Annotated in this window: 13 protein-coding genes; 7 read left to right on the top strand and 6 right to left on the bottom strand. The window is 72.7% G+C overall.

Annotated features, from left to right (window positions below):
• Positions 1-74 precede the first annotated feature (74 nt).
• From AB0E24_RS27455 to AB0E24_RS27440, 4 genes are all read left to right on the top strand, one after another.
• A complete protein-coding gene (locus AB0E24_RS27455; RefSeq protein WP_359380877.1) occupies positions 75-824 on the top strand; it encodes a hypothetical protein in 750 nt (249 codons plus the stop codon).
• A 29-nt stretch (positions 825-853) separates the two neighbouring features.
• Positions 854-1,390: an NUDIX domain-containing protein gene (locus tag AB0E24_RS27450; protein WP_079257064.1), complete on the top strand. Its 537-nt coding sequence runs from the start codon at positions 854-856 to the stop codon at positions 1,388-1,390.
• Between the two features lie 110 nt (positions 1,391-1,500).
• The gene (locus AB0E24_RS27445; RefSeq protein WP_069869112.1) at positions 1,501-1,845 is read left to right on the top strand and encodes a YidH family protein; all 345 of its coding nucleotides are present in this window, start codon (positions 1,501-1,503) and stop codon (positions 1,843-1,845) included.
• 18 nt (positions 1,846-1,863) lie between these two features.
• Positions 1,864-2,196, top strand: a complete 333-nt coding sequence (locus tag AB0E24_RS27440; protein WP_069868970.1) for a DUF202 domain-containing protein — start codon at positions 1,864-1,866, stop codon at positions 2,194-2,196.
• Positions 2,197-2,970: 774 nt separating this feature from the next.
• Here the strand turns inward: AB0E24_RS27440 and AB0E24_RS27435 are convergent.
• On the bottom strand, positions 2,971-3,897 hold the full coding sequence (locus tag AB0E24_RS27435) for an NADP-dependent oxidoreductase (RefSeq protein ID WP_147969341.1): 927 nt from the start codon (positions 3,895-3,897) through the stop codon (positions 2,971-2,973).
• Positions 3,898-4,177: 280 nt separating this feature from the next.
• On the bottom strand, positions 4,178-4,831 hold the full coding sequence (locus AB0E24_RS27430; protein ID WP_359380871.1) for an NADPH-dependent F420 reductase: 654 nt from the start codon (positions 4,829-4,831) through the stop codon (positions 4,178-4,180).
• A gap of 155 nt (positions 4,832-4,986) precedes the next feature.
• Here AB0E24_RS27430 and AB0E24_RS27425 point away from each other — a divergent pair, with 155 nt between their 5' ends.
• From AB0E24_RS27425 to AB0E24_RS27415, 3 genes are all read left to right on the top strand, one after another.
• Positions 4,987-5,379, top strand: coding sequence for a winged helix-turn-helix transcriptional regulator (locus AB0E24_RS27425; protein ID WP_069868968.1), 393 nt, complete (start codon positions 4,987-4,989; stop codon positions 5,377-5,379).
• A 321-nt stretch (positions 5,380-5,700) separates the two neighbouring features.
• The gene (locus AB0E24_RS27420; RefSeq protein ID WP_093706198.1) at positions 5,701-6,723 is read left to right on the top strand and encodes a phosphotransferase family protein; all 1,023 of its coding nucleotides are present in this window, start codon (positions 5,701-5,703) and stop codon (positions 6,721-6,723) included.
• A 7-nt stretch (positions 6,724-6,730) separates the two neighbouring features.
• Positions 6,731-7,945, top strand: coding sequence for an acyl-CoA dehydrogenase family protein (locus AB0E24_RS27415; RefSeq protein ID WP_069868966.1), 1,215 nt, complete (start codon positions 6,731-6,733; stop codon positions 7,943-7,945).
• Positions 7,946-8,007: 62 nt separating this feature from the next.
• On the opposite strand, the gene AB0E24_RS27410 is transcribed toward AB0E24_RS27415, so the two are convergent.
• The 4 genes from AB0E24_RS27410 to AB0E24_RS27395 all read right to left on the bottom strand — a co-directional run bounded on the left by AB0E24_RS27410 (position 8,008) and on the right by AB0E24_RS27395 (position 12,323).
• The gene (locus AB0E24_RS27410; RefSeq protein WP_069869110.1) at positions 8,008-8,601 is read right to left on the bottom strand and encodes a TetR/AcrR family transcriptional regulator; all 594 of its coding nucleotides are present in this window, start codon (positions 8,599-8,601) and stop codon (positions 8,008-8,010) included.
• A gap of 40 nt (positions 8,602-8,641) precedes the next feature.
• Entirely contained in the window at positions 8,642-10,285 is a 1,644-nt protein-coding gene (locus tag AB0E24_RS27405; protein ID WP_359380865.1) for a class I adenylate-forming enzyme family protein, read from the bottom strand.
• 67 nt (positions 10,286-10,352) lie between these two features.
• Entirely contained in the window at positions 10,353-11,171 is an 819-nt protein-coding gene (locus tag AB0E24_RS27400) for an SDR family oxidoreductase (protein ID WP_100807700.1), read from the bottom strand.
• Between the two features lie 111 nt (positions 11,172-11,282).
• Complete coding sequence (locus tag AB0E24_RS27395) at positions 11,283-12,323, bottom strand: LysR family transcriptional regulator (RefSeq protein ID WP_232639191.1); 1,041 nt, start codon at positions 12,321-12,323, stop codon at positions 11,283-11,285.
• Positions 12,324-12,502 lie beyond the last annotated feature (179 nt).

Below are 12,502 nucleotides of genomic sequence, written 5' to 3'. Positions count from 1 at the left end.
CGACCATGGCTGACCGCTCCGTTGAGCATTCAGGGCCTGAGGGTTCAGGGCCGGCGCCCGAGGTGGAACGTCGCGTGGTGAACCCGACGCTCGTCACCCCCGGCCCGCAGCCCCTCGAAGCCGGGCCGCCCGCGGACGAGACGCAGGTGCTCCGCGGTGAGGTGATCGGGCCTCGGCACGCCCGCCGCCGTCCGCCGGACAATCGGCGCAAGGCGGCCGCCGGAGCGATTCTGCTGTCGGCCACCGGAGCCGCCACCGCGCTCTTCATGCTCATGGGCAAGGACTCCGGGCAGGCGACGGCCGCCTCCGGACCCGACAGCTCGTCGGCCGTCCCGGACGAGCCGGAGAGCCAGGCCGTCGCGTACGCCGAGGCTGCGGTGGGCGACACCCCGCTGCGCGGTGCGCGCGCCGAGGAGCCCGAGCCACAGCCGCCCGCCGCGGCCCGGCCGACGGCCCAGGCCCCGACGCGGTCCGCCACTAAGGACCGGCCCCGGACCCCGTCGTCCGCCAACGGCCGCTCCGCCTCGTCCTGGCAGCGGGACTTGTCGTCCCGGGGGCCGGGGCAGTACGACGACTGGCAGGACGCGGTGGAGGCGTTCGACCGCTGGGCCGAGGAACAGGCGAAGCAGCGCGCCGAGGAGGGCGGCTCCGGGCCGTACGGACCGGGGCAGGGGCAAGGCCAGGGCCAGGGGCACGGTTACGGGAACGGCTACGGCGGCGGCTATGGCGGTGGAAACGGCTATGGCGGCGGCTACGGGGGCGGACCCGGCGGTGGGCACGGAGGCGGTTACGGCGGTGGCTACGGGGGCGGCTACGGGCGCTGATCGCGTCCGCGATCTGCTTGTATGGCGGTATGCCTGATCAGGAGCCGCTTTCCGCCGATGAACTGCTGGACATCGTGGACGCGCGGGACCGCGTCATGGGCCAGGCCCGGCGCGGCGACGCCATGGCCCACCGACTCCGGCACCGCTGCGTCTTCATCCAGGCGCGGGACGCCCAGGGCCGGATCTTCGTCCATCGCCGCACCGCCGGGAAGCTGGTCTTCCCGTCGCTGTACGACATGTTCGTGGGCGGGGTCGTCGGCGCGGGCGAGGGCTACGACGGGGCGGCGCTGCGCGAGGCGGAGGAGGAGCTGGGCGTGCGGGGGCTGCCCGCGCCCGTACCGCTGTTCTCGTTCCTCTACGAGGGGCCCGAGCACACCTCGTGGTGCCGGGTCTACGAGGTCCGCTGCGAAGCGCCGGTCGATCCGCAGGCCGAGGAGGTCGCCTGGCACACCTTCCTCACCGAGGAGGAGCTGACCCGGCGGCTGCCCGAATGGGAGTGGGTGCCGGACGGGTGGGAGGCGTACCGGCGGCTGGTGGAGTGGCGCCGTGAGAGGGTCGAAGCGTGAGCGAACCCTCCCCCTCCGGCCCTTCGGAGCCCTCCCGGCCCGCCGAGCCGCGTGGCGACGGCCGCACCTCGGCCGTCGCGGACCTGCGGCTGTGGTTCGCGCCCGAACGGATGCGGGCCGAGGGCAGCACCCCCGACTACCGCTTCTCGCTCGCCAACGAACGGACCTTCCTGGCCTGGCTGCGCACCGCGATGGCGCTGGTGGGCGGCGGCTTCGCGGTCGACCAGTTCCTCCCGGAGACCGGCCGGCCGCTACGGCTCGCGCTGGCGCTCACGCTGCTGGCGGGCGGCGCGGTGTGCGCCCTGCGGGCCATCAGCCACTGGGTCCGCTGCGAACGGGCCATGCGGCGCGGCGAGGACCTGCCGATGTCCCGCTTCCCGGTGGCGCTGGGGCTCGCGGTCGGGGTGGTGGCGCTGCTGATGGTGATCGTGGCCGCCTTCGGGTGGGGCGGGTGAGCCGGGAGGTGTGAGGCGATGCCGGAAGGGAATGGGACCCACGGATCGCGAACGCGGGACCCCGGGCTCCAGCCGGAGCGGACGCGGCTGGCCTGGCGGCGTACGACGCTGGCGTGTGCGGTGGCCGCGTCGCTCGCGGGGCGGCAGGCGCTGTACACCGGCATCGAACCGGGCTCGCTCGTGGTCCTGGCCCTGGTGGTGCTGGTCTGGCTGGCCTTCCTGGCGCTGGCCCACCGCCGCATCCGGGCCATGCGCGCGTCCCGGCCGCCCGCCCTGTCCCCGCGGGCGGCCGCGGCCGCGGCGACCTGCACCCTCGCCTTGGCCGTCCTGGGCGCGGCGACGCTTCGCTGAGGGGGCTTGGGACGGGGGCGGTCTGGTCTGGGACGGGGCGGTCTGGCCTGTGGCCGGGGCGGTCCGGCCTGGCGTCGGGGCGGTCCGGCCTGAGGCCAAGGCGGTCTGGCCTGAGACCGGGGCAATCTGGCCTGGGGGCGGGGCGGTCTGGCCTGAGGCCGGGGGCATGCGCGGCTCGGAGGCGCCTGCGGCGAGCTGAGCCCCCACCCCGCCCCTTCCCGAAACAAGGGGCTCCGCCCCTTGCACCCCATGGGGCTTCGCCCCACACCCCGGGGCTGAGCCACCCGCCGCCGTCCCGCCTAGCGGCACGGTGCGCCCTGCGGTCAGGCATACCGTCCAGAGGGGGCGAGGGCATGCTTCGGTCGGCGACCAGCGCCCAACCGGGGCCGGGGCGAAGCCCCACCGGGTGCAAGGGGCGGAGCCCCTTGGTTCGGGAAGGGGCGGGACAGGGGACCTCACCGCCGGAAACGCACCCGACCCCGCGCCCCCAGGGCCCCGCACGGCAGCACCGTGCACCCCGCGGTCAGGCATACCGTCCCGAAGAGACGAGGCCATACCCCCGGTCGGCGACCAGCCCCCAACCGGGGCCGGGGCGGAGCCCCGCGGGGTGCAAGGGGCGGAGCCCCTTGGTTCGGGGAGGGGCGGGATAGGGGACTTCACCGCCGGAAGCGCACCGTGCGCCCCGCGGTCGGGCGTGCCGTTCCGAGGGGGCGAGGGCATACCTTCGGTCGGCGGCCAGGCGGCCGTCGGGGGCCGGGGCGAAGCCCCGCGGGGTCAGTCCACTGTGATGGCGATCTTGCCCCTTCCGTGCCCCTCCATGCTGAGCCGCTGCGCGTCCGCCGTCTTCTGGAGGGGGAAGACCGCGGAGACCTCGACGCCGAGGGCGCCGCGTTCGGCGAGGTCGGTGAGGTCCTGGAGGTCGTCGGGGTCGGGGCGGACGAAGACGTAGCGGCCGCCGAGGCCGAGGACGGCGGGGTCGGCGATGGAGGCCAGGCGACCCTCGGGGGCGAGGAGTTCGGAGGAGGCGGCGAGCGCGTCGCCGCCGACGAGGTCGAGCACGGCGTCCACGCCCTTCGGGGCGAGGGCGCGGACCCGGTCGGCGAGTCCCTCCCCGTACGTGGCCGGCTCGGCCCCCAGCGCGCGCAGATACTCATGGTTGCGCTCGCTCGCCGTGCCGATCACCCGTGCCCCCATGTGCCGCGCCAACTGGACCGCCATCGAGCCGACCCCGCCCGCCGCCGCGTGCACCAGCACGGTGTCGCCCTCACCGACCTTCAGCGCCCGTACCAGCGACTGGTAGGCCGTCAGACCCGCCAGCGGGATGCCCGCGGCCTGCGTGAAGGAGAGGTTCCGGGGTTTGCGGGCGAGGGTGCGGATGGGGGCGGCCACGTATTCGGCGCAGGTGCCCCGGGAGAGGAAGTCCTCCCGTACGTACCCGATCACCTCGTCGCCGGGCCGGAACTCCGTCACCGCCGCACCCGGCCGCTCCACGACCCCGGAGACATCCCAGCCGGGGATGACCGGGAAGACCGCGTCCAGGACCGGCTCGAGGTATCCGGCCTGCGCCTTCCAGTCGACGGGGTTCACGGTGGCGGCCTTGACCCTGATCAGGACGGCGTCGGGGCCGACCTTGGGCTCCGGCCGCTCCCCGTACTCCAGGATCTCGGGGCCGCCGTAGCGGCGGTAGCTGATGGCCTTCATGTGGCGCTCCTCGCGGTCCTCGCGGTTCTCGCGGTTTCGCGGCGTTCGCGGAGCTCGCGGCATTCGCGGATCTCACGGGTTTCGCAGATCTCGCGGATCTCGCGGCTCTCGCGTTCGCGTCGGTCCCGGGCGTGTTCTCGCCCGCTCCTCCTCTTCGACGCTCCTGCTCCGCCACCGCCACCGCAAATCCGCACCGCCCCGGCCGTACAGCCAAGCCGCACCCGCCCCAGCCGCACCCGCCCCGGCAGCGCCCGCCCCCCGGCGGCCCCCGCCCCAGCCGCTACGCCGGACTCTGCGCCGCCAGCGGCGGCAGCGCGGCGCGCGGTTCCATCCCGCCGAACCAGAAGCCGAGCAGAAACGCCACGGTGGACTCCAGCAGGCTGGCCCGTTCCAGGCCGCCGCCGTCCAGCGGCGCGCAGCCCATGTCGCGGACCAGGGCCCGTACGGCCTCCAGGGCTTCCTCGTCGTCCCCGCACAGCGGAACCGCCAGCGGGCCGTCGGCGAAGACCGGCGGGGTCATCCGCCACACCGCGTCCGCGCAGTGGCAGAACCCCTTCACGACCCGCGCCCCGACCGCCCGCGCGGCGATCCGCTCGGCCATGCCCGGTGCGCCGTCGGTGGCGAGGGTGAAGCGTCCGGGGACGATCGCGTTGGTGCAGTCGATCAGCGCCCGGCCGCTCAGCGTCCCCTCGGCCGCGCCCGCCGCTTCCAGGGTCGCCTCGACGCCCTCGTACGCCACCGCCAGCAGCGTCACCTCGCCGAATCCGGCGGCCTCGCGCAGGCTCCCCGCCCGTGCGCCGTGGCCGATCCGCGCGGCCAGTGCCTGCGCCTTCGGCCGTGAGCGGCCGCCGATGAACAGGTCGTGCCCCGCCCTCGCCCACTGGGTCCCCAGCGCCTCGGCCATCCGGCCCGTGCCCAGCACTCCGATCCGCATCGCGGTCTCCTCACCCTCGCCCGTCTCGCCTGCCGTGTTCGCCAGTCGTGTTCGCCGGTCGTTCTCGTCCGGCGCCGGGCAGCGACACTAGGAAGTCCGTCGCACACCGCGAGGTGTGCGACGGATGGGCTAGGACGGCGGCCAGGAGGTCATCAGTGAGCGAACCGGCGACGACATCGCGCCCCACCGCCCCGGACGGGTTCATCGCCGACTGCCGGGCGCGGCTGGGCTTCGATCTGCTGGCCCGTACCTGGACCGCCGTCGTGATCTTCGGGCTGCGGGAGGGGCCGCGCCGCCCCGGCGAGCTGCGCGCGGCCATCGGCGGCATCAGCGCGAAGGTCCTCAACGACACCCTGCGCGGGCTGGAGGACGACGGGCTGGTGGAGCGGCGCCGGTACGCGGAGGCGCCGCCCCGGGTCGAGTACGGGCTGACCGCGCTCGGGAAGACCCTGCTGGGGCCGATCGAGGCGCTCGGTGCCTGGTCGGTGGAGTACGCGGACGCGGTGGTCGAGGCCCAGGAGCGGGCCGAGCGGCGGCGCGGACGGTAGTCCCGGCCCGCCGTGCCACGCGCCCACGCGACCCCACGTCGGCCGCGCGGCCGATGCGCCTGATACGGCCGGTGCGCCCGGTGCGCCCGGTGCGCCCGGTGCGGCCGATACGCCCGGTGCGGCCTGTGCGGCCTGTGCACCCTGTGCGGCCAATACGGCCAATGCACCCGTGCACCCGTGCACCCGGGCGCACCCAGTCGACCCCGGCCCCCGAGAGCCAAGGCCCACTGGACTACATACCGACTGGTCGGCATCATGTGGCAGGACGGTCCGCCGTTCCCCGCACCAGTACCGAGGAAAGAAAACCCAGGAAGAGGTTCGATGAACGCAGGCAATCCCCCAGGGCTCGACCTCGAGCGGCTCCGCGCCCACCTCGACCGCGAACGCGCGGGACTGGTGCGCGGGCCGCTGAGCGCCGAGCTGATCGAAGGCGGCCGCTCGAATCTCACCTACACCGTCACCGACGGCGCCTCCCGCTGGGTGGTCCGCCGGCCGCCGCTGGGTCATGTGCTCGCCACCGCCCATGACATGGCGCGGGAGCACCGGGTGATCAGCGCCCTGCACCCGACGGCCGTGCCGGTGCCGGAGCCGGTGCTGCTGTGCGAGGACGAGTCGGTCATCGGATCGCCCTTCTACGTCATGGAGTTCGTCGAGGGCACCCCGTACCGCACCGCCGAACAGCTCACCGGCATCGGCCCGGAGCGCACCCGGGAGGTGGTCCTCTCCCTCGTGGACACGCTGGTGACGCTGCATTCCGTCGATCCGGCCGAGGTCGGGCTCGGTGACTTCGGGCGCCCGGAGGGTTTCCTGGAGCGGCAGTTGCGCCGCTGGGGCAAGCAGCTGGCGGCCTCGCGCAACCGTGAGCTGCCCGGGATCGAGGAGCTGCACACCCGGCTGGGCAAGGCGCTGCCCGCCTCCCCCACGCCCACCGTCGTACACGGCGACTACCGCCTCGACAACGTCCTGGTGAACGCCGACGACCGGATCACGGCGATCCTCGACTGGGAGATGTCCACGCTCGGCGATCCGCTGACCGACCTCGGCCTGATCGTGATGTACAGCGGTCATCCGAATCTCGCCGACTCCCCCATCTCCTCCACCCAGGGCGCCCCCGGCCACCCGGCCACGGACGAGCTGATCCAGCGCTATGCCGAGGGCTCGGGGCGCGATGTCAGCGGCGTCTCCTGGTACACCGCCTTCGCCTACTTCAAGCTGGCGGTGATCCTCGAGGGCATCCACTACCGCTTCACCCTCGGCCAGACCGTCGGCGCGGGCTTCGACCGCATCGGCGACATCGTCCCCGCCTTCATCGAACACGGCCTCACCACCCTCGAGGAGAGCTGATCCCGCCATGGACTTCGCATTCGACGCCCGGACCGAAGAGCTGCGCGCCAAACTGCTCGCCTTCATGGACGAGCACGTCCATCCGGCGGAGGCGGTCGCGGAGGAGCAGCGCGCGTCCCTGGACTCCCCGTGGCTGACCCCGCCGATCGTCGGCGAGCTCAAGGCCGAGGCCCGCCGGCAGGGGCTGTGGAACCTCTTCCTGCCCGACGCCGAGTACGGCGCGGGGCTGACCAACCTCCAGTACGCCCCGCTCGCGGAGATCACCGGCCGCAGCCCGCAGTTGGCCCCCACCGCGCTGAACTGCGCCGCCCCGGACACCGGCAATATGGAGGTGCTCGCCCAGTTCGGCGATGAGCGGCAGCGCAAGCAGTGGCTGGAGCCGCTGCTCGACGGGGAGATCCGCTCGGCCTTCGCGATGACCGAGCCGGAGGTCGCCTCGTCCGACGCGACCAACATCGAGACCCGGATCGAGCGCGACGGCGACGACTACGTCATCACCGGGCGCAAGTGGTACATCTCCGGGGCGATGAACCCCGACTGCAAGATCTTCATCGTGATGGGCAAGACCGACCCGGAGGGCGCCGATGTGCGCCGTCAGCAGTCGATGGTGCTGGTGCCGCGCGACACCCCGGGCGTCGAGGTGCGCCGCGCGATGCGGGTGTACGGGTACGAGGACCACTACCACGGCGGCCACGCCGAGGTGGTCTTCGACCGGGTGCGGGTGCCGGTGAGCAACCTCATCGGCGAGGAGGGCGGCGGTTTCGCCATCGCCCAGGCCCGCCTCGGCCCCGGCCGGATCCACCACTGCATGCGGCTGATCGGCATGGCCGAGCGCGGTATCGAGCTGATGTGCCGCCGGGCCGTGGACCGTACGGCCTTCGGCCGGCCGCTCGCCCAGCAGGGCCAGGTCCATGAGTGGATCGCGGACGCTCGGGTGGCGGTCGAGCAGCTGCGGCTGCTGGTGCTGAAGACGGCCTGGCTGATGGACACGGCGGGCAACCGCGAGGCGCATACCGAGATCCAGGCCATCAAGATCGCGACCCCGCGCACGGTGGTGGGGATCCTGGACCGGGCGGTGCAGCTGCATGGCGCGGGCGGGGTGAGCCAGGACTTCCCGCTGGCCGAGCTGTGGGCGGCCGCGCGGACGCTTCAGCTGGCGGACGGTCCGGACGAGGTGCATCAGCGGTCGCTGGCGCGGCGGGAGTTGAAGCGGTACGTATAGCCGAAGCGGTACGTGTAGGGGCGGGGCGGGGTTTGTTCCCCGCCCCGCCCCTTCCCGCATCCTTACGGCCGCAGTGCGCGCATCAGCAGGTCCGCCAGGTGGTCCGCGACCTCCTGGGGGGCCCAGCGGCCGCCGGGCCGGTACCAGGTGCCCAGGTGGTGGACCGAGCCGAAGTGGTAGTCCACCACCAGATCGGCCGGGGTCCGGGAGCTGAACACCCCGGTCCGCTGCCCCTCCTCGATCAGCGCGCGGAACCGCTCGTGGTAGCGGCGCCGCTCGGCGCGCACCTGTTTGTGCTTCTCCGGGCTGAGTTGATGCATCGACCGGAAGAAGATGGTCGCGTCGTCGAGGTTCTCGATCGTGGTGACCACGACATCGGCCGCCGCGTCCCGCAGCCGCCGCTCCACCGGTGCGTCGGCGTCCGCGAAGGCGTCCAGGCGCTCCTGCTGGAGCCGGAGCACCCGGCTGTAGATCTCATGCAGCAGATCGTCCTTGGAGCCGAAGTAGTGGTAGAGCGCCCCCTTGGTGACGCCCGCCGCCTCGACGATCTCCTGTACGGACGTCCGGTCGTAGCCGCGCTCCGCGAAAAGGCGGGTCGCAGCGGCCAGCAGCCGCTGTGGCACCGGCTGTCCGTCACCGTCCGTCGCTCTGGCCATGCTCGCCACCCGTTCTCTTCTGCCCTTCTGACTTTCTCTGTCATCCTCGCAGTTCCCGCCGGAGGATCTTGCCACTGGTCGTCTTCGGCAGCTCGGGCAGGATCTCCACCTCGCGGGGGTACTTGTACGCGGCGAGCCGCTCCGCGCAGTACGCGGACAGCTCGTCCGGTGTGGCCCGGACCCCTGATCGCAGGCTCACATACGCCTTGACCGTCTCCCCGCGGTACGCGTCGGGTTTGCCGACGACGGCCGCCTCCCGCACGGCGGGGTGAGTGTAGAGCACATCCTCGACCTCCCTCGGCCACACCTTGAAGCCGGACGCGTTGATCATGTCCTTCTTGCGGTCGACCACGTACAGCCAGCCGCCCTCGTCCATGAAACCGATGTCGCCGGTGCGCAGTTCCCCGTCCGGGAGGGCGGTCTCGGTCGCCTCCGGGCGCCGCCAGTAGCCGGGCACCACCATCGGCCCGCGGACGACGATCTCGCCCTGCTCGCCGAAGGGCACGTCCTGCCCCGCGTCGTCCACGATGCGCACGATCGTGTCGGCGCCGGGGACGCCGACGGCGAGGGTGCCGGAGACCGGGTCCACCGGGGCGCGGACCCCGGGCGGAACGCTGGCGCAGGGCGCGGTGCACTCGGTGAGCCCGTAGCCGTTGTGCAGATACGGGCCGAAGTCCTTCTGGAACCGCTCGACCAGCGCGGGCGGCACCGGGGCGCCGCCGGAGGAGATGATCCGGAAGGACGAGAAGTGGTCGCGGGTGGCCCGGGGGTGGGCCATCAGCGCCATGAAGGCGGTGGAGGGGCCCACGGTGTAGAGGGGGCGGTGCTCGGCGAAGGCGTCGAGGACGACCCCGGTCTCGAAGCGGTAGGCCAGGGCCAGGGTGCCCGCCCCCGCCATGCCCGCGCACAGCTCGCAGACCATGCCGGTGATGTGGAACAGCGGGGCCAGCGCGAAGATCGTGGAACCGACGGGCAGCTCATGGAGGATGTGCTGCCGGTCGGCGTTGTAGGAGATGTTGCCATGGGTGTTGGTGGCGCCCTTGGGGGTGCCGCTGGTCCCGGAGGTGTAGCTGATCAGCGCGATGTCGTCGGGGCCGGGCGCGGGGACGGAGGGCGGGCGGGCACCGGCGCGGGCGGCCGCGAGGAGGTCCTCGGCGTCCGCGGGGGCCGGAATGGGCTCGTCGCGCAGCACCCGCTCGTCGTCGCGGGTCTGGAAGTCGCGGGCGTCTGCGGTGAGGGCGATCCGCACCGGGGAGGCGGCGGCCGTCTCGCGTATGTAGTCCTCCCAGCCGTGGCGGGCGCAGACCAGGGCGCTCACCTCGGCGTCGCCGAGTATGTGCGCGAGCTCGGCGCCCTTGTACATGGGGTTGACCGGGACGACCGTGCCGCCCGCCTTCCACGTCCCCAGCAGCGCGATGACGAAGTGCGGGGTGTTCTGGAGCATGATCGCGAGGCGGTCGCCGGGCCGGAAGCCGCGTTCGGCGAGGTATCCGGCGATGCCGTCGGAGAGCTCGTCGACCTCCCGGTAGGTCAGCCGTCCGTCGAAGTAGACGAGCGCCGGATGGTCGGGCGAGCTGCGCACGGCGTCCCGGAACGCATGCAGCGGGCTCGGCCGCGGGGTGATCGTCCGGCGCTGTTTCTCAGTGAGCTGAGCGAGCCATGGCTGGTCCTGGTACGTCGTCATCGGCGGCCCTGTCTGGACGGGGGTGAGGGTGGTGGAGCGGAGCGTACGGCAGGGACGGGGCCGCGGATCAGCCCGAGGCCGCGGCGGAGTTCCCGGATGAGGTCCCGGGGGAGGTCCCGGATGCCGCCTCGAGCTTTTCGAGCTTGCGCTGGAGCTTGTTGATACCGCCCAGCCAGCGGTCGGTGTCACCGGCGCGGGCCGCGTAGTGGCGGGCCACCTCGGGGTGCGGAAGGATCAGGAAGCGCTCCTCCTCGATGCCCGCGAGAACGGCGTCGGCGACCTCTTCGGGCTCGATCGCGGTGGGCGCGAGCACCAGTTCCCCGGCGGTCCCGGCGTCGGTGAGCATGTCGGTGCGCACCCCCTGCGGGCAGACGGCGTGGACGCCGATACCGCGGTGGCGGTAGGTGGCCGAAAGCCATTCGGCGAAGGCGAGCGCGGCATGCTTGGAGACCGCGTACGGCGCCGAGCCGATCATGGTGAGCATCCCGGCGGCGGAGACGGTGGCCACGAAGCGGCCGCTGCCGCGCTCCAGCCACTCGGGCAGCAGCTCCCGGGCGGCCCGCACATGGGCCATCACATTGACGTCCCAGGACTGCTGCCACAGCTTGTCGTCGGCCTCGGGGCCGCCGTCGTGGCCGACGCCCGCGTTGGCGCAGAAGATGTCGATGGTGCCGCCGAGCGCCTCGCGGGCCGCGGGCACGATACCGGAGGCGTCACCGGGGACGGGAGTCGCGCCGATCTCCCCGGCGACGGAGGCGGCCTTGGCGGCGTCGAGGTCGTTGACCACGACCCGGGCGCCCTCGGCGGCGAAGCGCCGGGCGAGTGCGGCGCCGATGCCACCGCCCGCTCCGGTGACCACTACACGCGCCCCACGCACGGTACCCACGATCGCAACGCTCCTCGGATCGGCTCTGATCGGCATCTGCGGCAGCAGACTAACCAGTCGGTATGTGTAAACGGAAGAGGCACATCGGCCTCCCGGCAGACGGCCGGCGGGTTACCGGCCGGGGCGCTCCTTGCGCATGACGCTGCGCCACCGCGCGTTCTCCGCGGCGAGCGCGCCCCACAGCACGTTGAGCGGATGACCGGAGTCCTGCGCGGTGCGCTCACCGGCCCGTACGAACACCCCGATCAGCACTTCCAGCTCCGGCCCTATGCCATCGGTCAGCTCCAGGGTGCGCAGCCCGGCACCGGCCCGGATCCGCCCGTCGGCCACCGCGTCGCCGATGCCCTCGGTGACCAGCACACAGCCGCTCAGCACCCCGGAGGAGAGCAGCTCCAGGCCATAGCTCACGGTGTCGATCTCGGCGGCGATATGCAGCTCCTGGCGGTAGCGGGCGCCGAACCAGCCGCGCAGAAAGCCGGGTATGAGACCGTCGGCCGAGACCGCGAGCGGCAGCCGGGGCAGCTCGCTCACCGGGACCGAGGGGCCGGGCAGCTCCTCGGCGTCGAGGTTGGTGACCAGGGACAGCCCGCTGCGCCGCCACTCCATCACCTCGAAGCCGTCGAGCCGGCTGTCGTGGCCCGCCGTGGTGAGCACACTGCCGCAGACAAGGTCGAGCTCCTTGGCGTCGAGCCGCTCCAGCAGATCGCGGGTGCGCACATGCTCGACCTTGAGCTCGACACCCCGGCGGTCGAATTCCGCGGTGACCAACTCCACGGCATTCAGCAGAAAGCCGAGGATGTAACGGGTGGAGCCGACGCAGAGCCGGCTGCCCAGCCGGCGGCGGCAGTCGTACAGCCCCTCCCGCCAGTCCTCCAGGGTGCCGCGGGCGAGTCCGGCGAGCGACTCCCCGGTCGCGGTGAAGAGCACATTCTGACTGCGTCCCCGTTTGACCACCAGCGGCTCACCGCACAGCGTGCCGAAGTTCCGGTTCAGTGTGTCCAGTTGTTTCTGCACACTGGACTGCTCCCTCCCCAGCAGCCGGGCGGCGCCCAGTGCGGTGCCCGCCTCATGGACCGCGAGCAACGTCCTGAGCTGGTCCATCGTGGTGTCCAGCAGCGCCGTCGGGTACTGCCATCGATCCTTTAAGGGCATTCCGGCCTTCCGCTCGAAGAGTATTCGGCACCCCAATGACGTTTCCTTCCGCAGCATAGTGCAGCCCCTTCCGGGGAACTGATCCAGAGAACAGCGGCGATATTCTTCAGATGGATATTCGGGAATTCCCTATCGCCGGAAGGCAACGGAGTCCCGCATTCCAGGTTCCACCCGTCCCA

This window comes from Streptomyces malaysiensis subsp. malaysiensis (assembly GCF_040653035.1).
Lineage (GTDB): Bacteria > Actinomycetota > Actinomycetes > Streptomycetales > Streptomycetaceae > Streptomyces > Streptomyces malaysiensis.
This window is presented reverse-complemented; position numbering and strand designations above follow the sequence as displayed.